Raw genomic sequence first — 23,432 nt, 5'->3', positions numbered from 1 at the left:
TATCGAATAACGCAGTGTATTTAACCGAAGGGGAGGCTAGAAACAAAAAAGGCCTTCCGAAGAAAGCCTTTTACTATTACGCGTGGTGGTTAAATGAATGCGAAAGCGTCGCCAAATAGGTTGGATGTTTGTAAACCGCGAGCGGTAAAATCATCACGAACGGTTTTCGCCATTTCGAAGCGCCCTGCAACATACACTTGCAGTTGAGCAAAGTCGGCGTGATCTGCCATTACGGCATGGTGAACCCATCCGGTTCTGCCTGTCCAATCGTCATCAGCGAATTCAACAACCGGAACAAAGGTAAAGTGGTCGTTAGCATCGGCAAGGGTTTGCAATGCGTTAGCTAAATACAAATCTGATGCATGTTTAGCCCCCCAGTAAAGCGTAAGAGGGGTGCTATCACCATTTTTAAGGTGTTCTTGCAAAATGGAATAGGTGTACGAGAACCCCGTGCCGCCTGCAATCAGGATCATCGGCAACCCATTACTTTGTAAAAAGGCATCGCCGTGGCCAATGCTTAGGGTTATTTCGTTCTCGTTTTGCATACGCGCTAATACTTCACCGGCATAGCTGTTACCGGGCTCTGCACCAATATGAAGTTCAATGCGCGTATTATCAAACGCCGCGTTTGCGATAGAGAAAGGGCGCATATCTTTTTCGCCCATGACTACCATGGCATATTGGCCAGCCTTAAAAGAAACGGCAGTAGGTAGCGTAAGTTCAACTTTGTGTATTACATCGGTTAAAGGCGTGATGCTTGAAACCTGACATTTTAATTCTGACATGTATTTTTTATTACCTTTTGGTTTTAGCGTGTCGCCTTTGGTATGTCCATAATACCAAGTTCGTCCCAGATATCATCTACCCGTTTTTTCACGTCTTCATCCATGACAATGGGAACCCCCCATTCGCGGTCAGTCTCACCAGGCATTTTGTTGGTGGCATCCATACCCATTTTCGAGCCAAGCCCTGAAACGGGTGACGCGAAGTCAAGGTAGTCGATAGGGGTGTTTTCAATCATCACGGTATCGCGAGCGGGGTCCATCCGTGTGGTGATGGCCCAAATGACATCGTTCCAATCTCGTGCATTCACATCGTCATCGCACACAATAACAAACTTTGTGTACATGAATTGGCGAAGGAAAGACCATACTCCCATCATGACGCGTTTCGCATGTCCAGGGTATTGCTTCTTCATGGTCACTACGGCCATACGGTAAGAGCAGCCCTCGGGAGGTAAGTAAAAGTCGACTATCTCAGGGAATTGCTTTTGTAAAATCGGCACAAAGACTTCATTAAGCGCAACGCCCAAAATTGCAGGTTCATCAGGTGGACGCCCTGTGTAAGTAGAATGATAAATTGGGTCTTTTCTATGGGTAATATGGGTTACTGTAAATACAGGGAAATCATCCACTTCGTTGTAGTAACCGGTATGGTCGCCATAAGGCCCTTCTGGTGCCACTTCATCTTGTGCAATGTAGCCTTCTAGTACAATTTCAGCACTGGCCGGTACTTGTAAGTCATTACTGACCGATTTGACCACTTCTGTTTTGTCGCCGCGAAGCAAGCCAGCAAACGCATACTCAGATAACGTATCGGGTACAGGTGTCACTGCGCCTAATATGGTGGCAGGGTCTGCGCCTAACGCTACCGACACAGGGTAAGGCTCGCCAGGATGAGTTTGACACCATTCTCTAAAGTCGAGGGCACCGCCGCGGTGAGAAAGCCAGCGCATAATTAGCTTGTTCTTGCCAATGACCTGTTGACGATAAATACCTAAATTCTGGCGTTTTTTGTGCGGTCCGCGAGTGACGCTTAGGCCCCATGTTACCAATGGTGCAGCATCACCAGGCCAGCAGCGCTGAACAGGAATTTTAGACAAGTCTACGTCATCTCCCGTTAATATGACTTCTTGGCAGGGCGCTTTTTTCAGTACCTTGGCGGGCATGTTAAGCACTTGCTTAAAAACAGGCAGCTTACTCCATAAATCTTTAAGCCCCTTGGGAGGCTCAGGCTCTTTTAAATAAGCCAATAACTTCCCGACTTCTCGCAGGGCTTCAACCGAGTCCTGCCCCATGCCCATTGCAACACGCTGGGGGGTACCAAATAAATTGGCTAACACCGGCATGTCATGGTTTTTAGGGTTTTCGAACAACAGCGCAGGGCCGCCAGCACGCAAGGTTCTGTCAGCAATTTCTGTCATTTCCAAATCGGTGTCGATGGGCTGGGTAATGCGTACCAACTCACCTTTGGCTTCCAATTGGCGAATAAAGTCACGTAAATCTTTATACTTCATTTGAACTGGGGGTATCCACAAACTACAGTTATGGCAAGAGTATACTATTTGTTGGCAAAGTCCGATCAATTCCAACAACGAAAGTAGCGAAACCTATATCAGTAAATTCATGATAAGACGTTAACGAAACGCCAAGCGTAATTTGAACTGGACAGCAATGTTAATTAAATGTGATATTGGTGGTGAAACACAAAAAAACGCTATCGCGCCATAACAACAACCCTTTGCCTAAGGTGGGTATATGACGACATTCGATCACGAGATGCTCGACGAATTAAATTTATTGCTTAAATTTCCATCAGATAGTTTGCTTCAAGGTTTGAAAATTCATCACGACGCTAGCCAATCCACGGTTAATGCGGCTTCAAGGCTTTATGCAAAAGGCTTAATCACCCAGCCTGACGGAGGGTATCTTACTGATTTGGGTATTGATTTGGCAGACCATGCCCGTCATATCCAATCTGCCTTAGGCAGCCATAACGGTAGCCACTAAGCGCGACATTGCGCACCAAAGATAAAGACGCGGCAGTACGGGTTAAGTTATTCGTGCCGCCGCCGATACTACTAGTAATCCTGTTCATGCGTTACGAAGACCATCAGCTATGAAACATTTTTCATTTTTCATTTTTACCGTATTACTGAGTAGTTTTTCGCTAAAAAGTGCTATTGCACTAGAAGGTGAAACACTTGACGAAATACGCGCTGTGCAATTGTATAGCCAAGATGCGCTCATTAAGATGATTAACGAAAACACTCACCTGGATCAAGTCGTGGCTGACCGATGCCAGCTAGTACAAGATATTGAGGCCCGCGCCGAGGTATTAAAAGTGCCAGCATACCAATTTTTGTGGGGCGACATGTTAGCGTGGGGCGTATGCATTGATGCAGAGCCTGCGCGTGGTATTGGCTATATGGAAGACGCCGCTAGTCAAGGGCTGCCAGCCGCGCTTGAACAGTTAGGTCGTTATTATGCAACAGGCACTCTCGTCCAGCAGGACAAAGCGCGCGCCGTGGTGTACCTTCGAGAAGCATCGGCGTTACAAAGCTTAAAAGCACAAATTCGATTGGTTGAACTATTTTTGGAAGGGCATGGTAGCCCATACGATTATGAAGATGCATATCACTGGCTGTATAACGCTATTACCAACGACAAAGCGCAGCATAAAAAAATTGCGTCGCAGCTAGCGGCCCTTGAAGAACTAATGCACCCGCGAGCCGTACGTGAAGCGAAACGCCCCTTAGACAGTTAGGTGTGTGCGCGTAAGCGCTTTTCTGCGATACGACTTGTGCCTAAATGCATTGCTTGGGTAATTATTGTCGTGGTGAGCGTTTACCCGATATCATTGGCCTAATAAGTGAAATATTACCCCGCCATTGTACGATTATCACCGCAAGAACATGCACGCACACCGCGCCATATAAAATATTAGCAGTAACACTGTGGATTTGGTCAAGCGTACTGTTACCAAAGAAAGCGTCTATCTCCTCCATCATAAACCCCGTTACGCCTAGAATAACGAAAAGGACTACCACCAACATCACCATTAACCACCCCAACGGGTTGTGGCCAGAATGAGCCGGTGTATTGCGGTGTTTTATGTGTGTTAGGTGGGTTTGAAATGCATCACGAGAGAGGTCAATGTGTTTCAGGCTCGCAAATGAGTTTGCTGAACGAGTAAGCCCCCATACTATTCGTAAGGCCAGCGCGCCAACAGCACTATAGCCTGCAATTTCGTGAATAAGCCTGCCAGGCTCAACAATAAAATAATTAACCACGAAGCATACCACTAGGCTCCAGTGGCAAAGCCTTACTATTTTATCCCAAATATACAACGGTGTGTTGGTGTTCATTGTATGTTCTTAACGTGATTTTAGGCGGCTGATAAAAAAATGACTACCACGCAGCGATGTCGCCGCGCGGCAGCATATCGCACTATTTACTAGTGGCTTTCTTCTTTAACAATGCTTCCATCTACGGGATTAAAGTAAATTTCAACTTTGTTTTCTTTCATATCAAAACCATAGATTTCATAGCAGTTACCGTCGGTTACTTTAAATTCATTAATTTTGTAACCCTTGGCAAGCAGTTGCGCTTGAAACGCATCTTGGTTTTGCCATTCAGATTGCGGGGCTGTGGTGCACTGCGTAGTGCCGTGCTCAGCGCTGCATGCGCTTAGTAAACCTGCAGCACTTACGGCAGTAACAAGCATCATCGCTTTTTTCATCATTATCTCCTTCGACATGGTTTATTTATGGTGAGTGTCACAGACTAACACGCTTTCACATGCAAGTACTATATGTGAAAGTAATGCACTGATATTTATGGCTTTTATCTGTAGTTAAACTGTCATTTTAGTGACTTTTACTTGTCACGATTACGTCATTGAAACGTCGCAAAAGCGCTCTACCTTCTAGAGCTTCGCAGCAAGAATAATACGACTTACATGCCGCGGTTTTCATTTACGCACACTCTTTAAGGAATACACTATGTACACTCGTTCATTGCTAGCAAGCGCTATTTTATGCGCTATCGCTACGTCTTCTTTTGCCCAAAGCACAGCAAATGCCGACGATGTCACCACGCCTGACGCCGGTAATAACGCTAACGATTACATTGAAGAAATCACGGTGACTGCGCAAATGCGTGAGCAGTCGGTGATGGATGTACCAGTCACTATGGATGTTATTGGCAGCGAGTTTCTAGAGCGCGCCAATATTATGGAGTTAGACGAATTGTCGCGCATACTTCCTAACGTTCAAATTCAAGAACAGGCGGTTAGCTTACCGTCATTCAATATTCGAGGTGTAACCGATGATGTATCGGCCGTGTCAGCTACCCCGCGCATTTCGGTGTATCAAGATGGTTTCGATATCAGTAAGAAAACAGTAGCAAGCGTGGCGCTTTACGACATTGCTCGCGTAGAAGTACTTAAAGGTCCGCAGCCTACACTATTTGGGGTGGCGGCGGCCAACGGTGCAATAAGTATTCACTCACAACTGCCTACCTTTACTGAAGCGGGTAGCGTACAAGTGGGTTATAACAGTGAACAAGGCAAAGAAGTTGAGTTTATGGTCAACAAGCCTGTAAACGATAACCATAGTGTTCGCATAGCGGGGCTATATCGTGAAATGGACGGCATTGTTGAAAATAATGCATGCAGCGATGCGTCATATTATGGCGGTGCAGATATGTACGATAACCTTGGCAATAGCGTGCCGTGTAATAGCGAAGATTTGCAAGGTGTATCCGTACAAGCTTTGCGCGGTACGTGGTTGGCGCAATACGACAACCTCGACATTATTTTACGTGCAGCGCTTGAGTATAATGACCAGCCAGGCATTGCATTTAAGTCAGGCTCAATTGCCCCAAATAATGGTGATACCAGCCCATACACGGCAGCCGAGTTCAGCCTTGGAGGTCAACTTGGTATTGAACGCACGCTGCAAGCTTACGATATAACGATAGATTATGATTTTAGTAGCACGCTAAGTCTTCATGCCGATGCCTACTATAAAGACGTGGAAGTAAGTGAAGGATTTGATGCTGATGGCAGCGCACTGCGTATTCAAGATGCGTTCTTTAATAACGATGCGACATTAAGTGGCAGTTCAATGCGTCTTGTGTTCGACTCGGGTGATAAATTCGCTGGCTTTATTGGGGCGTCCTATTCAAAAGACGACTCTATCTTGCCCTATTACATCATGGTCGACCCATTTATTCGGGGTACGTTTGACGCAGTAAGAGCGCAGCTTGAAGCAACGTCTACTATTCCACTGAATCAGAATATCGCGACCAATGCGTCGCTTGAAGAGATTGAAGCGCTTCGTAGTATTCTAGTGTCGACGCTGTTCAATGCCGACGGCACTCCCATATCAAACCCAGACTTGCCACCTATCCTTATTCAGGGACCGTATATTTTTGAAGCCGAGCTGGATATTGCTTCATATGTTGCTGAGATGTCTTATTTTGTTACTGACGATATCAATATTACCGCTGGTGTACGTTATATCGATGAAACCCGTTATACCCGCAACACGTACACACTGCCAGCAGGTACTTTCGTGTTTGAAGGAGAGGGGGATTTTGATGATACCCTACCTCGCGTCGCGATAAGCTATGACGTGGGCAATAATTGGAACGTGTATGCGAACTATGCAAAAGGTCGCCGTTCACCTGTGGTTAATGCTGATGCAGGGGGTGTGAATATTACTAAGCCTGAAATCGTCGACAGCTATGATGTTGGGGTTAAATACCAAAGCGCCAACTTCCTCTTTTCTGGCGCCATTTTCACCTATGAATACAGTGATTATCAGCAAAGTTATACCGATCAAGACACATTACAGTCCATCACGGTCACGGTGGGTGACTCTACCATGTCAGGTATTGAGGGCATGGCAACCTATAACTACAGCGATACACTTACGCTTACGGCAAGCCTAGGCTTTTTAGATGCTGAATTTTCCGATAACACAGCAGATGGCTCACCCTTCCAGTATGGTGGTAACAAGTTTCGTTTAGCGCCAGAGGTAAGTGGCGCATTCAATATAAATAAAGTATTCAACGTTAATGAGTGGGTAGTGGATGTAAACTGGCTCACAAGCTTCCAATCAGAAGTGTTTTTTGAAAGCAGTAACTATCCCGGCATGTCGCAAGACACCTATTCGCTTACCGACGTGTCACTGAAGGTGAATAGAAGCGACAGTAATGTTGCGTTTGAAGTGTATGTGAACAACCTGCTGGATAAAGAATATTTAATTGATGCAGGAAATACGGGTGGCGGATTAGGTATTCCTACCTTTGTACGCGGTATGCCTCGCATTGCTGGGGTTCGTATGTACTACGAGTTCTAAACACCACGAAAAATTAGGCTTTTTCACTTTATTAGGCTGCCGTGCACTGCAAAGCATAGCAGCTTTTTTTATGCCTTACGTACAACCTGTTATGTAGCACACGCCTATCACTTTTATAACGTAATGTTTTACTGCAATTGCTGTTATACTGTGCAGCAAACAACCATATCGTGCTTTGTGTAAAGCAGGTGGTTGAAAAAAGAATCAACATCAATAATTCAGTATTGATGATATTGGCAGTGCATTAATACGTGCGCTGTTGATAATAGCTACGGCTAACCTATTAAAAAATAAAAGGTAAATTACAAATACATGAGTGACGATCCGCATTTTCAGCGTGAGAAAGAAAAATACGAAAACCCGGTAGCAAGCCGAGAGTTCTTAATGGATGTACTGAAGGAGGAAGGTAAACCCCTTTCCTTCTTAGATATTTGTGGAATAGTGAATGCCACAAGTGAAGACGCAAGAATTGGTATTCAACGCCGCCTTCGCGCCATGGAGCGAGAAGGGCAGGTGCAATTCACCAAGCAGAAAAAGTACATTCTGCAAGACCGCGATGAATTAGTGAAAGGCCGTATTATTGGCCATCGTGACGGCTTTGGTTTTCTGCGCCCTGAAGATAGAAGCGGTGACTTATTTATCAGCGGCGGACAAATGAACTTGTTTCTTCACGATGACGTGGTAGAAGCAAGAATAAGCGGCACAGATAGACGCGGCCGAAAAGAAGCTTTTGTGACACAGGTTGTCGAGCCAAGAAGCGAGCCAATTGTAGGGCGTTATTTTGTTGAGCAAGGCTTCGGCATGGTAGTACCTGACGACAGCCGTCTTCAGCATGAAATTGTTATTCCGCCGGAAAGTACCCACGGGGCCCGCATGGGACAAGTGGTTGTGGTCGAGTTAACCCAGCGCCCACGCAGAAAAATGAGCCCAGTCGGTAAAATAGTGGAAGTACTTGGCGAACATATGGCGCCAGGTATGGAAATTGAAATGGCGCTTCGTACATTCGATATTCCTCACGAGTGGCCAAAAGGTATCACCAAACAAATTGAAACACTGTCTGAGTCGGTACCCGAAGAGGCCAAGGCGGGACGCATAGACTTACGCCAGCTTCCGCTTGTTACCATTGATGGCGAAGATGCCAGAGATTTTGATGATGCAGTATACTGCGAGCCATTAGATGATGGTGGTTGGCAGCTGTGGGTCGCCATTGCTGACGTAAGCCATTACGTAAGAACGGGTTCTGCATTAGACGATGAAGCGCAAAAGCGCGGAAACTCTGTGTATTTTCCTGACCAAGTTGTTCCCATGTTACCCGAAGCACTATCAAATGGTTTGTGTTCATTGAACCCAGAAGTTGACCGTTTGTGTATGGTGTGCGAGATGACGATTTCTGCACAAGGTCAGTTAGAAGAATACCAGTTCTACGAAGCGGTCATGAACTCGCATGCCAGGCTAACCTACAATAAAGTGTGGAATATCCTTCAAGGCGACAAAGAACTTCATCAACGCTATGAAGCGCATGTCCCACACTTACGTAACTTACACGATTTGTATCGTGGCCTTAAAAAGTCGCGCCAACAGCGTGGTGCCATCGAGTTTGAAACTCAAGAAGTGAAGTTTGTTTTTAACGCGCAGCGTAAAATTGAAAACATAGTGCCTTTGGTGAGAAACGACGCGCATAAGCTTATTGAAGAATGCATGATCATGGCGAACGTTAGTGCTGCCCTTATGCTTGAAAAGCATGAAGCGCCAGCATTATATCGTGTGCATGATAAGCCCGACGCTGATCGTCTTACATCATTTACCAGTTATTTAAGTGAAATTGGCATCCCTCACCGGATCACCGATGACGCAGAGCCTTCAGCCTTCACCGACGTGGTGTTAAAAACGCGCGGGCGGGTTGACGAAGAGCTTATTCAAACCATGCTACTTCGTTCGATGAAGCAAGCTGTCTATGATGGCGAGAATGTCGGGCATTTTGGGCTTGCGTTACAAGCTTACGCGCACTTTACGTCGCCTATCCGTCGCTATCCTGATTTAGTGGTACACCGTGCTTTAAAAGGCATCATTGCAAAGCAAAATGGTAAGAAAGCGGTATCGGGTGCAAAACAATATGCAATTGCAGAGATAGAACAGTTAGGTGAACAGTGCTCCATGACTGAACGCCGGGCCGACGATGCAACACGCGACGTGGCAGACTGGCTGAAATGCGAGTTTATGCTTGACCACGTAGGCGATACGTTCGAGGGCGTTGTAAGCTCGGTAACAAACTTTGGTTTGTTCATCCGAATTACGGAATACCATATCGACGGATTGGTTCATATCACGTCGCTTGATGATGACTACTACCGCTATGACGATGTAAAGCAAGCATTAGTGGGTGAATCAGGTCATCGCCAATTTAGATTAGGTGATACGGTAGAAGTAAAAGTAGCCGCGGTTAATCTCGATGAAAGAAAGATTGATTTATTGTTGGATAAGTCTATGCTGCGCGCCCCTGGTGGTAAAAAAGTGAAAGTAAAAACCATCAAAAAAGCGGCAAGTAAGCCAAGACGCAGTGGTAAGGCAGGTGCACCTGCTGATAAAAAAGCCACTGATAAGAAGTCCAAACAACGCGGTAAAAAGAGGTAAGCGATTATGGCACAGCAAGAATGGTTATATGGTCTTCATGCCATGCAGTCGGTTATTGAAAATGAACCCGAGCGTGTAATCGAAGTATTGGTATTAAAAGGTCGAACTGACGACAGGTTAACGAACATTATTAATCAGGCTCGCCGTTTCGGTATTTCAGTACAATTTTGTCATCGCAAAGTGCTGGATGAAAAGGTGAATGGCGAGCAACACCAAGGTGTAGTTGCCCGCGCAAAACCAGGCCGCGTGCGTGATGAATCTGATTTAGATCTCATTTTAGAGAAACAGTCATCGCCGCTTCTATTAGTCCTTGATGGTATTACCGACCCACATAATTTGGGTGCATGCCTTCGTACCGCTGACGGTGCTGGTGTTCACGCTGTTGTGGTCCCTAAAGACAAATCTGCCAGCTTAAACGGTACGGTAAGTAAAGTAGCCTGTGGCGCCGCTGAAGTTATTCCTCTGATTCAAGTGACTAACTTGTCTCGTACACTTAAACATCTTCAAGATAAAGGGGTGTGGGTAGTAGGTACCGCGGGAGAAACTGATAAAACCCTTTACGATATAAAGCTAGACGGGCCAACCGCACTGGTTATGGGCGCAGAGGGTAAAGGCATGCGCAGGTTAACGAAAGAAAACTGTGATGAGTTGGTTAAACTTCCTATGGCTGGTAGCGTAAGTAGTTTAAATGTATCGGTAGCAACGGGCGTGTGCTTGTATGAGATAGTCAGGCAGCGCGGGTTGTAACCCCTATTCTTCAAATTAATAAAAACGGGTGTGGTGTAAACACCCGTTTTTTATTTCTGCAGATAAAAATCATTGGCTAACCGAATGCCAAATAACGTTATTTAAACTTTTCTTGTCTAATTTTTCTTCTGCGCTATTTTTCTTTATGTTCTTTCCTGCACCTGCCGTAATCCCTTCCTCTGCGCCATATATCTATTTCTTACTTGTTTAAATTTTAAGTAAAAATAAACTTACTTTTTACATTTGCTTACAAATTGAGTGAGTAGATTCATATAAATTATCAATATTTATTCCTAGTATGAATGCGTCCATAACGTAAGTGTGACAAGAGTTAGCATGAAAAAAGAACGGTATGCGCGATACTGATACGTATGAAATATGTATGAACGTAACGTCGAAGCATACTTAAATTATTGATAACTCTCTTATTATGGGCGTTGTGGGCGCAGTGCTTCTTGCATTGCTCCTACGTTACCTGACAAGTGGGTAAGCGGTTTGCGGATGCAGCCAAGGAAGAGATATTTCGTAAGAAGTACGGTTAACCTGTATGTCGATTTATAAAAAAGCGTTTCAAAGTACATTGGCATTAAGACCAAAAACAAGTACTGAAACACAACAAGACAGAAGAAACAGGAAATAAATTTTGAATAAAAAACACACATGTATGACAGCGGCGGCATTAGCCGTATCTATGGCATTTGCAGGTCAAACAGCGATTGCGCAAGACAACGCGCCTGTGAAAGTTGAAACGAAAAAGCAGTCTTTTGCTTCAGCATTTGCGAAGCGATTCGGTAGTATTGGTAGGGGCACTATCGAACTAAGCGACAGCCAACGCTATATCGTTAAATTTAAAAGTGAAATGACCTCAGAAGCATTGATGGGGGCGCCGGGTGAAGCATCACTTAGTGGTCGTGGTGCATTAAAATTTAGCAAACAGAAAAAAGCATTTAATGTGCAGGCGGCTAAAAACGATATCACTCGCGCAGGGGGTAAAGTAAAGAAAGCACTTAATAAACATCGCATCATGGCCGCGCAACTTGATCGTAAGTCATTGAACGCACTTCGCAATAACCCGAATGTAGAGAGTATTGAAATTGATGCGAAGCGTAAACCGATGGCACAAACCACGCCATATGGTTACACCATGGTACAGGCAAATCAGTTTGCTCAAGCCGATACTACTGCGCGCAAAGTCTGCGTTATTGATACAGGTTACAACCTAGGCCACCCCGACCTTCCAGGCACTAATGACGGGGTAACGGGAAATGCGAACAATTCAGCTGTGGGTAATTGGTATAACGACGGTAATGGGCACGGTACACATGTAGCGGGTACCATCGCTGCGTATGATAATAACGATGGCGTCATTGGCGTTTATCCAGGCGTTGACCTTCATATTGTTAAAATATTCAATGACAATGGGCAGTGGACGTACGCCTCTGATTTGATTGACGCCATTTCGCAGTGTCAGAATGCAGGCTCGAACGTAGTAAACATGAGCTTAGGTGGTGGAAGTGCTTCAACCACTGAGCGCAACGCCATGCAAAGTTTCACCGATGCTGGCATGCTTTTAGTGGCCGCTGCGGGTAATGACGGCAACAGTGCTAAATCGTACCCTGCTAGTTATGATGCTGTTATGTCGGTTGCCGCGGTAGACGCTAATGAAAACCGCGCAAGTTACAGCCAATATAACGACCAAGTTGAAATTGCAGCGCCAGGCAGTGCAGTTCAATCAACGTACCCGACTAATACTTATGCATCGCTAAGCGGTACCTCTATGGCAACACCGCATGTTGCCGGTGGTGCGGCGTTGGTGTGGAGCTACTTCCCACAGTGTACCAACACGCAAATTCGAAGTGCACTTACCGCTACTGCTGAAGATAAAGGTTCGGCAGGCAAAGATAACTTCTATGGCCACGGGCTTATGCAGCTTGCCGATACGTACAGCTATTTAAACAACAATGGGTGTGACGGGAACGGCGGTGGAAACCCAGGCACCGACCCTGGTGTAGAGCCAGTGTCAGGTCAGCTTACCGGCTTATCTGCAACGCGCAACAATTGGAACCGCTACACATGGACAGTGCCTGAAGGCGTAACCACAATGACAGTAAGCATTGGTGGTGGCTCGGGTGATGCTGATTTATATATGAAGTTCGGTTCACAGCCTGAAACAAACAGCTTTGACTGTCGCCCTTATCGAAATGGAAACAGTGAAGTATGTACTTTAGAAGCGCCTGCTGCGGGCACATGGCACATCGGCATTCGTGCTTATTCTACCTACAGTGGTGTAACGCTAAATTACGGTTACGAATAACGTATACATCCGTTTTAATGTGTAAAGTAAAGCCCGCATAAGCGGGCTTTTTTGTGCCCGTTTATTCAATTTAGTATCGTCATTTGTCAGTTTTGCAAAGCAAGTGCAAAGACAGTGTAAAGAAATGAACCGGTCACAATATTGCTAACCATACCTGCGTACCGTGTGAGCCATTCGGGCGGCCAGCCCAGCCATACATCTGCATTATTAATAAAAAATACGTAAAGGATAGTTAGCATATGCAATTTAGATTTTCGGCCTACTTAAGAAGTGTATTCTTGGTGGTATTTGTCTTGTTAGGAATAACAGCGTGTGGTGGGTCAGATAGCACGGAGTCTGATTACGAATTTGCTTATATACAGTTTTATAACGCGTCACCAAACGGTGCAAATGTAGAAATGCGTGAAGTTGACGGTGACAGCTTTGGTTTCGCACAGTTTGGTGATACGACATCCATGTACTCAATGGAGTCTGGCACTCTGGAACTAGAGTTCATTCGCACCGACGCAGACGATCAGGAAGTGTATATAGATACCTATTCAGTAACATTAAAAACGGGGTATAAAACCATTGTAGTCATGAGTGGTGATTTCGCTAACCCCGCCATTGCAGAATACAGCTATGAGCGAGAAACGTTAGAAGATCATTTTAGGCTGTTTGGTTTGTCAGTTACCGCAGATAACAGCGCATATGACCTCTATTTAAGTGAATCCGGTGACCCCTTTGAAGCGGCAAATATGTTAGGGACTGTGACAAGCGATGGCATGATTCAGTTCGATTACTGGGATAAAGACGATGACAGTGATGATTTTGACCAAGGTGAATACACCATTTACCTTACGCAGCCTGGGACAAGTGATGTTGTTTTCGAGTCGCAAACCCTAAACTTTATCTATGCCACTGAATACCTATTAACGCTTCGCGATGTCAGTGGCGCAATACAGGAAGGGCTTATCGTTGACACCATACTGAATTCGTCTTCAGTCACCGCACTCACCGACGTAGAGGCCGACGCCCAGTATCGCATTTACAACGCTACCGATATTGATACGCCTTTAACCGTTACGTTCGGCGGCAATACCGACGAAGAGGATGTGTCGTTTACGTTAGCTGCAGGTGAAATATCTGCATTCTCTGCAATCCGCTACGGCGACTACCGAGTGACAGTCGGTGATAGCAGTGGTGAGGCCTTATCGTTAAACAATAAGCTAATTACGTTAAATCAAGGCGAGAGCAAGGCTATATTGGTATACGAACAAGAGGGGCAGTTAGGCGCTGCTACGTTTGTGGAAAGTGGCTTACCGCAGGCTTACGACAAAACCGTTAACTTCATCAATTTAGTGGCTGATTTTGACGATGTAGACTTCTACCTAGTGCGCGTTGACGAAACCATTGATACCGCTGAATATGACATTCAAAACCTTACTTTTGCAGAAAGCGCTGATGAAGTATTGCCTGCTGATTATTATGAAGTTATTGCGGTTTATGAAGATGATAATGAAGAGCAAGTGTTGTTAGACCGCACTGCCTTGCATGGTTTTATCGACGATAAAAACTATATTGTTACCGTAGAACCCGCTAACACGCCAACGGGATATGAAATCAATATTTTACCGTAGTTAGCCTATTTTTAGACTAATTAATAAGGCCTATTCTCTTTCATTATTGAAAATCTGGAGTAGTCTTTAAGGCAGGGGAAGCCGCCGCTTACCCTGTCATTCACTAATAAAGGAACGCCAATGAGTGCGGTAAAGGCGCTGTATGCAATCTCAACGAACAGGCAACTAACGTTCGACCAAAAAGTTGCTGCATTTCTTAAGGTAGGCATTGAAAAGCTTAATCTAGAAACTGCCATTGTGAGTAACGTCATAGATAACGTTTACACTATTGCCTACGCCGTTTCTCCAAACCCAGATATTGCAGCGGGTGCACAATTTTCACTTGCGGATACGTACTGCGTAAAAGCATTAAAAACGAGTGATGCGTTAATGTATCACAATATTAATGAGCATCCTGGTGCAGACCATCCCTGTTACGACACGTACCCAATGCGAAGCTACTTTTCTATTCCTCTTGAGGTTAATGGGAAAACGTATGGCACATTGAACTTCTCGTCTGCTGAACCACGCCATCAGCCTTTCTCTGATGAAGAGATAGATTACGTATATAGTGTGGCAGGGTGGATATCAACCACCTTATCAAAGCACGAGCAAATAGCGGAATTAAAAGCGCAGCGAGATGCAATTGAAGAGCGAAACGTACTATTAAATCAAATTACCGAGCTTGCTGGTATTGGCACATGGGAGTTTGATATTGCAACGCAAACGTTCAGGTGGTCTAGAGAGTTACGAACTATGTTTGGGATCACAACCCAGGCTGACGTACCAGCAGGCGATATTGTTGATTATATTGCTAGTTCTGAAGAAAAATTACGTTTGGCCGAGTCGTTTGATAATGCAGTTAAAACGGGTGTTTACTGGAGCAATGAATTTGAGGTGCGTACGAAGAGCGGTCATGAGCTCTGGATAGAAAGTCGGGGGCAACCCATATATGAAGGGGGGAAATGCGTTAAAGTAATAGGCGCTACTCGCGACATTACCAATACTGTCACCGCTACTAAATCGTTAAAAGGCAAAACCGATATTGCCGAACGCGCATTAAAAGCGCGAAGCGACTTCCTTGCAAACATGAGCCATGAAATTAGAACGCCCATTCATGGTGTGCAAGGCATGTTGGAGTCACTTAGCACTACATCGTTAACCACCAAACAAAGCGAATATACCCGTGTAGCGATGAAAAGCGCAGAATCGCTACTTGGTGTGGTAAACGATATTCTTGATTTCTCAAAAATTGACGCCGGTTTGATGCACTACGAGAGCACTGCCATTGACATCGATGAAATTATTCAGCAACAACTGCCCATGTTCTTCCGTATGGCGAGCAATAAGGGGCTTTACTTAGAAAGCGATACTAGCGCATTAGAAGGTAAACGCTTTTTAGGAGATAGTCTTCGTATAAATCAAATCATCATGAACCTAGTCAATAACGCGTTAAAATTTACAAGCCAAGGAGGCGTGCGCATATCGACACGTGTGAAGCCCTTAGATAACAATGAGTCTGCGGTTAAAATTATTGTCGCTGATACGGGCATAGGTATGAGTAAAGCCCAACGTGAAGTGGTCTTTGCGCCATTCTTGCAAGCTGAAGAGTCAACACAGCGACGATTTGGTGGAACAGGGTTAGGCCTGGCCATCGTAAAAAATATCGTTAATCACTACAACGGTAACATTACGGTGGTAAGCGAACCTGACGACGGCTCTCGATTTGTCGTCACGTTAATACTGCAAAATGCGACGGCTGAAAATAAAGAGGTGTCTGTAGCGTCGCTTAACAACTATGCGTTTAATAGAGAGCAGTTAAAAGGGCGTTATATTCTGGTTGTTGAAGACAATGAAATAAATCAGATAGTCATCAAAGAGCAGTTGTCTGACATGGGCATACGTTGCGAACTAGCGAACAACGGGCAAGAGGGAGTAGATGCAATAAACCGGTCTGTTGCGACACGGACACCATTCGACATGGTATTTATGGATTGTCAAATGCCTGTCATGGATGGTTTAACCGCAGTAAAGCACATTCGTGCAATAAATCATGAAAGTATAAAAGATCTACCCATTGTCGCACTTACTGCGAACGCGTTAACCGGCGAAAAAGAGCGGTGTTTAAGCGCAGGAATGAACGACTTTATGTCGAAGCCTGTAAGCGCGAAAAAGTTAAAGCAATGCATACTTCATCATATCGCGTCTAAACAACGACCGTTAAGCGTCTTTTCAATGCAAAGTACCGGTCCTGCTAGATAACCCTTTGCGTGGTTATCGGCCCCAGTTTTTAACTGGGGCTTTTTTATGCAGTGTGTGTTACTATACTGCGTGTTAAGTAGCCGTTTACGTTCACTTACGCGGTTTATTCCTGCCATACGTGAAAAACATTGCCATCGTCTAAAATTAATTCAATTTACTGCTATCTCTTCCCCAGTTTTTCTGTTATAGTTTCGCGCCCTTTTTATGGGGGTATGTATATAAAAGCAACGATATCCAGTTGTTTTTAGCAGCACTAACGACTCGGGAGAGTCTTAATTTTTAGAGCGGAGCACTAACATGATCCAAATGCAAACTAACCTGGACGTTGCAGACAACAGCGGCGCTCGCAGGGTTCAGTGTATTAAGGTTCTTGGTGGCTCGCATCGCCGTTATGCAGGTATCGGTGACATCATCAAAGTTACTGTTAAGGAAGCAATTCCTCGCGGTAAAGTTAAAAAAGGTGACGTACTGAATGCAGTGGTGGTGCGTACTAGAAAAGGCGTTCGTCGTGCAGATGGTTCTACCATTCGTTTTGACGGTAACGCGGCTGTTTTGCTTAATGCAAACAAGCAACCAATTGGTACGCGTATCTTTGGCCCGGTAACCCGTGAGTTGAGAAGTGAAAACTTCATGAAAATCATCTCATTGGCCCCAGAGGTACTATAAGGAGTCACGATAATGGCTAATAAAATTCGTCGTGATGATGAAGTAGTCGTATTAGCGGGTAAAGACAAAGGCAAACAAGGCAAAGTCCTTCGTGTGCTTATGGCTGATGACCGTTTAATTATAGAAGGCGTTAATCTCGTCAAGAAACACACTAAGCCTAACCCTCAATTGGGTGTTGCTGGTGGTATTGTTGAGAAAGAAGCTTCTATTCACGTTTCTAATGTTGCGATTGTTAACCCGGCAACGGGCAAAGCAGATCGCGTTGGTTTCCGTATTGAAGATGAGAAGAAAGTTCGTTTCTTCAAGTCTAACGGCGAACTTGTTTAATTATATTGGAGAGTACGATGGCGAAACTGCATGATTTCTATAAAGAAACAGTAGTAGCTGAACTTGCTAAGCAGTTCGGATACAAAAGCGTCATGCAAGTCCCTCGGATTGAAAAAATCACTCTAAACATGGGTTTAGGTGAAGCAGTTGCTGACAAGAAGGTGCTTGAAAATGCTCAAGCTGACATGACGGCTATCGCCGGTCAGAAGCCGATTGTCACAGTTGCAAGAAAATCAGTAGCGGGCTTTAAAATCCGTGAAGGTTATCCGATTGGCTGTAAAGTAACCCTACGTGGCGAGCGTATGTGGGAATTCCTAGAGCGTTTGATTTCAATCGCTATCCCGCGTATTCGCGATTTCCGTGGTTTGAATCCAAAATCATTCGACGGTCGTGGTAACTACAGCATGGGCGTGCGTGAGCAAATCATTTTCCCTGAAATCGATTTCGATAAAGTGGATAAGGTTCGTGGTATGGATATTACTATCACTACCAGCGCGAACTCTAATGACGAAGCACGTGCCCTGCTGGACGCGTTTAACTTCCCATTCAAAAAGTAGGGGTGTAGGGTTATGGCAAAAGAATCAATGAAGGCACGTGAAGCTAAGCGTACTAAGCTAGTAGCTAAGTATGCTGAAAAGCGCGCCGCACTTAAAGCGATTATCAGCGATGTTAACGCTTCTGAAGATGAGCGTTGGGACGCTGTTCTGAAGCTACAACAACTGCCACGTGACTCTAGTGCATCTCGTCAGCGTAACCGCTGTCGTGTAACTGGTCGTCCACATGGTTACCTACGCAAATTCGGTCTTAGCCGTATCAAGCTTCGTGAAGCTGCGATGCGTGGCGAAGTCCCTGGCCTTAAAAAAGCCAGCTGGTAAGGAGTAGCTGAAATGAGCATGCAAGATCCTATCGCGGATATGTTTACCCGCATCCGTAACGGCCAAATGGCACAGAAAGTTTCTGTAACAATGCCGTCTTCTAAACTTCGCGTTTCTATCTGTGAAGTACTGAAGGCTGAAGGTTACGTAACTGACTTCGCTGTTTCTGGTGACGTTAAGCCTGTTTTAGAAGTTACGCTTAAGTACTTCGAAGGCAAGCAAGTAATTGACACTATCGAACGTGTAAGCCGTCCTGGTCTGCGCATCTATAAGAAAAAAGATGAGCTTCCAAAAGTAATGGGTGGTTTAGGTGTTGCTATCGTGTCAACTTCAAAAGGTGTGATGACTGACCGTGCAGCGCGTAACGCAGGCATGGGCGGTGAGATCATCGGTTATGTAGCATAACGGAGGAGTTGAAATGTCACGAGTAGCAAAAGCCCCAGTAGACTTGATCTCAGGTGTAGAAATTACAATCTCTGGTCAAGAAATTACTGCTAAAGGTAGTAAAGGCACTTTGACTCGCGTTCTTAACGACGCAGTAGAAGTTGTACAAGAAGAGAACCAACTTAAAGCACTTCCTCGTGAAGGTTTCGCTGACGGTTGGGCGCAAGCAGGTACTGCTCGCTCTCTTGTTAATGCAATGATTCAAGGTGTTTCACAAGGTTTTGAGAAAAAACTTCAGTTATTAGGTGTTGGTTACCGTGCACAAGCACAAGGTAGCAAACTTAACCTAACACTAGGTTTCTCACACCCAGTAGTATACGAGATGCCTGAAGGCATTACCGTTGAAACTCCTAGCCAAACTGAAATCGTCGTTAAAGGCGCCGATAAGCAGGTGGTAGGACAGGTTGCGGCGAACATCCGTGGCTACCGTCCACCAGAGCCTTACAAAGGCAAAGGTGTACGTTACGCTGACGAAAATGTACGTCGTAAAGAAGCTAAGAAAAAGTAGGTGGGTGATACGATGGATAAGAAAACAGCTCGCATTCGCCGCGCAACACGCTCGCGCGCTAAAATTCGTGAACTGGCCGCGCATCGCTTGGTAGTTAACCGTACACCTCGCCACATCTACGCTCAGTTAATCGCTCCTAGCGGTTCTGAAGTGTTAGCGGCGGCTTCAACTGTTGAACAAGGTCTTTCAAAAGATCTTAAATCTACAGGTAACGCTGAAGCAGCGGCGGTAGTCGGTAAAGCAATCGCAGAACGCGCTCTTGAGAAAGGCATTAAAGCAGTGGCTTTCGATCGTAGTGGCTTTCAATACCACGGTCGCGTTAAGGCATTAGCTGATGCAGCTCGCGAAGCTGGCCTTCAGTTCTAGGAGTTTATAATGGCTAAACAAGAAGTTCAGAACGGTGAACTATTAGAGAAATTGATTGCTGTAAACCGCGTATCTAAAGTGGTTAAAGGTGGTCGTATCTTTAGTTTCACTGCATTGACAGTAGTGGGTGACGGTAATGGTCGCGTAGGTTTCGGTTACGGTAAGGCACGTGAAGTTCCTGCTGCAATCCAGAAAGCTATGGAAAAGGCTCGTCGCAACATGGTTGACGTTGACCTTAACGGCAATACGTTACAGCACCCAATCAAAGGTCGTCACTCTGGCTCTAAAGTTTACATGCAGCCTGCATCAGAAGGTACCGGTATCATCGCCGGCGGTGCAATGCGTGCAGTACTTGAAGTAGCTGGTGTACAGAACGTACTTTCAAAATGTTACGGCTCTACAAACCCAATCAACGTTGTTCGTGCAACAATCAACGCGCTGACAGAGATGAATTCTCCAGCGAAAGTTGCTGCGAAACGTGGATTGTCTGTAGCAGAAATTTTGGGGTAATCAGACATGGCAACGATTAAAGTAAAGCAAACTAAAAGTGCAATTGGCCGCTTGCCAAAGCACAGAGCTACGCTTAAAGGCCTAGGCCTTCGTAAAATCAACCATGTTCGTGAACTGGAAGATACCCCAAGCGTCCGTGGCATGATCAACCGTGTATATTACATGGTTGAGATAGTGGAGGAGTAAGAACATGCGTTTAAATACTATTGCTCCTGCACCAGGAGCTAAACAATCTGGTAAGCGTACTGGTCGTGGTATCGGCTCAGGTCTTGGTAAAACGAGTGGCCACGGTCACAAAGGTCAAAAAAGCCGTTCAGGTGGCCGCGTTAAGCCAGGATTCGAAGGTGGTCAGATGCCATTACAGCGTCGTCTTCCTAAATTCGGTTTCACTTCACGCAAGAGCTTTGTTACTGATGAAGTAACACTTGCAGAAATCGCAAAGGTTGATGGTGATACTGCTTCTCTTGAAACACTTAAAGCAGCTGGTCTTGTTAAAAAAGAAATCCAGTTCGTTAAAGTTATCAAGAGCGGTGAAGTTTCACGTGCTGTTACAGTAAGCGGGTTAAAGGTTACTAAAGGCGCTAAAGAAGCGATTGAAGCTGCTGGCGGTAAAGTAGAGGAATAAGCTAGATGGCTAAACCAGGATTGGATTCAGGCGCAAAAAGTGGCTTGAGTGAGCTTAAAGCAAGATTGTTGTTCGTACTTGGTGCGATTGTTGTTTTCAGATTGGGTTCATATGTTCCTATTCCGGGCATCGATCCAGCTGTACTTGCTGACTTGTTCGAGCAACAGAAAGGCACCATTGTAGAAATGTTTAACATGTTCTCTGGTGGTGCGCTTGAGCGTGCATCCGTTCTGGCTTTGGGCATTATGCCATACATTACTGCATCCATTATCATGCAGTTGCTCTCGGTGGTTCATCCACCGATGGTAGAGCTTAAAAAAGAAGGCGAGGCAGGTCGTCGTAAGATTAGTCAGTACACACGTTATTTAACGTTGATACTGGCGGTCTTCCAGTCAATTGGTATTTCGACTGGTCTGCCAAACCTAATTAATGGATTGGTATTGAACCCTGGCTTCGGATTCTACTTTACGGCAGTAGTGAGCTTAGTCACAGGAACTATGTTCCTTATGTGGTTAGGTGAGCAAATTACCGAACGAGGTATCGGCAACGGTATTTCTATCTTGATTTTTGCTGGTATTGTTGCCGGTCTGCCAACAGCGATAGGTCAGACAGCGGAACAAGCGAGACAAGGCGACATTAACTTGTTGTTCTTGTTGTTGATTGGCGCAATTGTTATTGCTCTTACATACCTAGTTGTATTTGTAGAGCGCGGACAGCGCAGAATTGTGGTAAACTACGCAAAACGTCAGCAAGGCCGTCAGGTTTTTGCTGCGCAAAGCACGCATTTGCCACTGAAAGTCAACATTGCTGGTGTTATACCACCAATCTTTGCTTCCAGTATTATTCTGTTCCCAGGGACTATCGCAGGATGGTTTGGGCAGAATGAATCAACAGCGTGGTTGCAGGATGTAGCATTAATGCTATCTCCAGGTCAGCCGCTGTACGTGATGTTATATGCAGCAGCTATTATCTTCTTCTGCTTCTTCTACACGGCGTTGGTATTCAACCCGCGTGATACAGCAGATAACTTGAAGAAGTCTGGTGCGTTCATCCCAGGTATCCGTCCGGGTGAACAAACGTCGCGTTACATTGATAAGGTAATGACTCGCCTCACATTGGCTGGCGCACTGTACATAACCTTTATTTGTTTGGTGCCTGAATTCATGCTAATTGCCTGGAATGTTCCGTTCTACTTCGGTGGTACGTCGCTTCTAATTATTGTGGTGGTTATCATGGACTTTATGGCACAGGTGCAGACGCATTTGATGAGTAGTCAATATGAGTCTGTTCTGAAGAAAGCTAACCTTAAAGGCTACGGTCGTTAAGTTAGCCTACTACGGAGTGATGTAATGAAAGTTCGTGCATCAGTTAAAAAGATTTGCCGTAACTGTAAAGTTATCAAACGCAACGGTGTTGTGCGCGTAATTTGTACAGAGCCAAAGCATAAGCAAAGGCAAGGCTAATCTAAGCGGTACAGAATATTTGCAAAGCTAAGAGCAGAACCTGACTTATACTTATCAGGTTCTGCAGTTTTGTTTATAAGTATTTTGCACCTAATATTTGCAATTTGGTCGACGGATAAGTATCCTATCGGGCTTTTTAGGTCGTCGACAAATAAATAAGAGGAGTGCTGTTAATGGCCCGTATCGCTGGCATTAACATTCCTGAGCACAAGCATGCTGTAATCGCTATCCAAGCGATCTATGGCGTTGGTCCCACACGTGCGAAAAGCATTTGTGCGGGTGCTGGTGTTGCAGAAAATACAAAAATCAAAGAGCTAGACGAAGCGACTATTGATAAGCTTCGTGACGAAGTGGCGAAGTTTACTGTTGAAGGTGATCTACGTCGTGAAGTCTCTATGAGCATCAAACGTTTGATGGACCTGGGTTGCTTCCGTGGTATTCGCCACCGTCGTAGCTTGCCTCTACGTGGTCAGCGCACTAAAACTAATGCGCGTACCCGTAAAGGTCCTCGTAAGCCAATTAAGAAGTAAGCGGGGAGTAAGTTATGGCAAAAGCACCAGCTCGTAGTACGCGTAAGCGCGCTAAACGTCAGGTTGCAGACGGTATGGCTCATATCCATGCGTCTTTCAACAACACAATTGTGACTATTACAGACCGTCAAGGCAATGCACTAGCATGGGCGACATCTGGTGGTTCAGGTTTCCGTGGTTCACGTAAATCTACCCCATTTGCTGCGCAGGTTGCTGCTGAGCGTGCAGGTGTAGCTGCACAAGAGTACGGTCTTAAGAACCTTGAAGTTTTCGTTAAAGGTCCAGGTCCAGGCCGTGAGTCTGCGATCCGTGCGCTTAACGCAACTGGTTATAAGATCACAAACATTACCGATGTGACTCCTATTCCTCACAACGGTTGTCGTCCACCGAAAAAACGTCGCGTTTAATCTGCGGACAGT

Annotated in this window: 26 protein-coding genes; 22 read left to right on the top strand and 4 right to left on the bottom strand. The window is 45.3% G+C overall.

Annotated features, from left to right (window positions below):
• Positions 1 to 89 precede the first annotated feature (89 nt).
• On the bottom strand, positions 90 to 785 hold the full coding sequence (gene fre / locus ACOJRU_RS15415; protein WP_421132607.1) for an NAD(P)H-flavin reductase: 696 nt from the start codon (positions 783 to 785) through the stop codon (positions 90 to 92).
• Between the two features lie 23 nt (positions 786 to 808).
• Entirely contained in the window at positions 809 to 2,296 is a 1,488-nt protein-coding gene (gene ubiD, locus ACOJRU_RS15410; RefSeq protein ID WP_421132606.1) for a 4-hydroxy-3-polyprenylbenzoate decarboxylase, read from the bottom strand.
• Between the two features lie 241 nt (positions 2,297 to 2,537).
• On the opposite strand from ubiD, the gene ACOJRU_RS15405 reads away from it, so the two are divergent.
• Entirely contained in the window at positions 2,538 to 2,789 is a 252-nt protein-coding gene (locus ACOJRU_RS15405; RefSeq protein ID WP_421132605.1) for a TIGR02647 family protein, read from the top strand.
• A 109-nt stretch (positions 2,790 to 2,898) separates the two neighbouring features.
• Complete coding sequence (locus ACOJRU_RS15400) at positions 2,899 to 3,546, top strand: tetratricopeptide repeat protein (protein ID WP_421132604.1); 648 nt, start codon at positions 2,899 to 2,901, stop codon at positions 3,544 to 3,546.
• Positions 3,547 to 3,607: 61 nt separating this feature from the next.
• On the opposite strand, the gene ACOJRU_RS15395 is transcribed toward ACOJRU_RS15400, so the two are convergent.
• Both ACOJRU_RS15395 and ACOJRU_RS15390 read right to left on the bottom strand, forming a co-directional pair.
• Entirely contained in the window at positions 3,608 to 4,147 is a 540-nt protein-coding gene (locus ACOJRU_RS15395) for a cytochrome b/b6 domain-containing protein (RefSeq protein ID WP_421132603.1), read from the bottom strand.
• Between the two features lie 89 nt (positions 4,148 to 4,236).
• The gene (locus tag ACOJRU_RS15390) at positions 4,237 to 4,521 is read right to left on the bottom strand and encodes a PepSY domain-containing protein (RefSeq protein WP_421134783.1); all 285 of its coding nucleotides are present in this window, start codon (positions 4,519 to 4,521) and stop codon (positions 4,237 to 4,239) included.
• Positions 4,522 to 4,783: 262 nt separating this feature from the next.
• Between ACOJRU_RS15390 and ACOJRU_RS15385 the strand changes: the two genes are divergently transcribed.
• The 20 genes from ACOJRU_RS15385 (at position 4,784) to rpsK (ending at position 23,420) form a co-directional block, all read left to right on the top strand.
• On the top strand, positions 4,784 to 7,147 hold the full coding sequence (locus tag ACOJRU_RS15385) for a TonB-dependent receptor (protein ID WP_421132602.1): 2,364 nt from the start codon (positions 4,784 to 4,786) through the stop codon (positions 7,145 to 7,147).
• A 312-nt stretch (positions 7,148 to 7,459) separates the two neighbouring features.
• Positions 7,460 to 9,778, top strand: coding sequence for a ribonuclease R (rnr, locus tag ACOJRU_RS15380; RefSeq protein ID WP_421132601.1), 2,319 nt, complete (start codon positions 7,460 to 7,462; stop codon positions 9,776 to 9,778).
• Between the two features lie 6 nt (positions 9,779 to 9,784).
• Complete coding sequence (gene rlmB / locus ACOJRU_RS15375) at positions 9,785 to 10,525, top strand: 23S rRNA (guanosine(2251)-2'-O)-methyltransferase RlmB (protein WP_421132600.1); 741 nt, start codon at positions 9,785 to 9,787, stop codon at positions 10,523 to 10,525.
• 664 nt (positions 10,526 to 11,189) lie between these two features.
• Entirely contained in the window at positions 11,190 to 12,839 is a 1,650-nt protein-coding gene (locus tag ACOJRU_RS15370) for a S8 family serine peptidase (protein ID WP_421134782.1), read from the top strand.
• A 239-nt stretch (positions 12,840 to 13,078) separates the two neighbouring features.
• On the top strand, positions 13,079 to 14,458 hold the full coding sequence (locus ACOJRU_RS15365; RefSeq protein ID WP_421132599.1) for a DUF4397 domain-containing protein: 1,380 nt from the start codon (positions 13,079 to 13,081) through the stop codon (positions 14,456 to 14,458).
• A 120-nt stretch (positions 14,459 to 14,578) separates the two neighbouring features.
• Positions 14,579 to 16,699, top strand: coding sequence for an ATP-binding protein (locus ACOJRU_RS15360; protein WP_421132598.1), 2,121 nt, complete (start codon positions 14,579 to 14,581; stop codon positions 16,697 to 16,699).
• 297 nt (positions 16,700 to 16,996) lie between these two features.
• The gene (gene rplN / locus ACOJRU_RS15355) at positions 16,997 to 17,365 is read left to right on the top strand and encodes a 50S ribosomal protein L14 (RefSeq protein WP_421132597.1); all 369 of its coding nucleotides are present in this window, start codon (positions 16,997 to 16,999) and stop codon (positions 17,363 to 17,365) included.
• Positions 17,366 to 17,377: 12 nt separating this feature from the next.
• The gene (gene rplX / locus ACOJRU_RS15350; protein WP_421132596.1) at positions 17,378 to 17,692 is read left to right on the top strand and encodes a 50S ribosomal protein L24; all 315 of its coding nucleotides are present in this window, start codon (positions 17,378 to 17,380) and stop codon (positions 17,690 to 17,692) included.
• A gap of 17 nt (positions 17,693 to 17,709) precedes the next feature.
• Complete coding sequence (gene rplE / locus ACOJRU_RS15345; protein ID WP_032094893.1) at positions 17,710 to 18,249, top strand: 50S ribosomal protein L5; 540 nt, start codon at positions 17,710 to 17,712, stop codon at positions 18,247 to 18,249.
• Between the two features lie 12 nt (positions 18,250 to 18,261).
• The gene (gene rpsN / locus ACOJRU_RS15340; RefSeq protein WP_044058210.1) at positions 18,262 to 18,567 is read left to right on the top strand and encodes a 30S ribosomal protein S14; all 306 of its coding nucleotides are present in this window, start codon (positions 18,262 to 18,264) and stop codon (positions 18,565 to 18,567) included.
• 12 nt (positions 18,568 to 18,579) lie between these two features.
• Positions 18,580 to 18,972, top strand: coding sequence for a 30S ribosomal protein S8 (gene rpsH / locus ACOJRU_RS15335; protein ID WP_421132595.1), 393 nt, complete (start codon positions 18,580 to 18,582; stop codon positions 18,970 to 18,972).
• 13 nt (positions 18,973 to 18,985) lie between these two features.
• A complete protein-coding gene (gene rplF, locus ACOJRU_RS15330) occupies positions 18,986 to 19,519 on the top strand; it encodes a 50S ribosomal protein L6 (protein ID WP_421132594.1) in 534 nt (177 codons plus the stop codon).
• 12 nt (positions 19,520 to 19,531) lie between these two features.
• Positions 19,532 to 19,885: a 50S ribosomal protein L18 gene (gene rplR / locus ACOJRU_RS15325; protein ID WP_421132593.1), complete on the top strand. Its 354-nt coding sequence runs from the start codon at positions 19,532 to 19,534 to the stop codon at positions 19,883 to 19,885.
• 9 nt (positions 19,886 to 19,894) lie between these two features.
• Positions 19,895 to 20,395 carry a 30S ribosomal protein S5 gene (gene rpsE, locus ACOJRU_RS15320; RefSeq protein ID WP_421132592.1) on the top strand — a complete coding sequence of 167 codons (501 nt, stop codon included), beginning with the start codon at positions 19,895 to 19,897 and terminating at the stop codon, positions 20,393 to 20,395.
• Positions 20,396 to 20,401: 6 nt separating this feature from the next.
• The gene (gene rpmD, locus ACOJRU_RS15315; RefSeq protein ID WP_421132591.1) at positions 20,402 to 20,581 is read left to right on the top strand and encodes a 50S ribosomal protein L30; all 180 of its coding nucleotides are present in this window, start codon (positions 20,402 to 20,404) and stop codon (positions 20,579 to 20,581) included.
• A 4-nt stretch (positions 20,582 to 20,585) separates the two neighbouring features.
• A complete protein-coding gene (rplO, locus tag ACOJRU_RS15310; RefSeq protein ID WP_421132590.1) occupies positions 20,586 to 21,020 on the top strand; it encodes a 50S ribosomal protein L15 in 435 nt (144 codons plus the stop codon).
• A gap of 5 nt (positions 21,021 to 21,025) precedes the next feature.
• On the top strand, positions 21,026 to 22,345 hold the full coding sequence (secY, locus tag ACOJRU_RS15305; protein ID WP_421132589.1) for a preprotein translocase subunit SecY: 1,320 nt from the start codon (positions 21,026 to 21,028) through the stop codon (positions 22,343 to 22,345).
• 24 nt (positions 22,346 to 22,369) lie between these two features.
• The gene (rpmJ, locus tag ACOJRU_RS15300; RefSeq protein WP_013786217.1) at positions 22,370 to 22,483 is read left to right on the top strand and encodes a 50S ribosomal protein L36; all 114 of its coding nucleotides are present in this window, start codon (positions 22,370 to 22,372) and stop codon (positions 22,481 to 22,483) included.
• 173 nt (positions 22,484 to 22,656) lie between these two features.
• Positions 22,657 to 23,013, top strand: a complete 357-nt coding sequence (gene rpsM / locus ACOJRU_RS15295) for a 30S ribosomal protein S13 (protein WP_012519216.1) — start codon at positions 22,657 to 22,659, stop codon at positions 23,011 to 23,013.
• 14 nt (positions 23,014 to 23,027) lie between these two features.
• Positions 23,028 to 23,420, top strand: a complete 393-nt coding sequence (gene rpsK / locus ACOJRU_RS15290) for a 30S ribosomal protein S11 (RefSeq protein ID WP_013786215.1) — start codon at positions 23,028 to 23,030, stop codon at positions 23,418 to 23,420.
• Positions 23,421 to 23,432: the final 12 nt, after the last annotated feature.

The organism is Alteromonas algae, from assembly GCF_049117195.1.
In the GTDB taxonomy this organism is placed as follows: Bacteria; Pseudomonadota; Gammaproteobacteria; order Enterobacterales; family Alteromonadaceae; genus Alteromonas.
The sequence above is the reverse complement of the archived record's forward strand: the minus strand, read 5'-3'. Positions and strand labels throughout refer to the sequence as shown.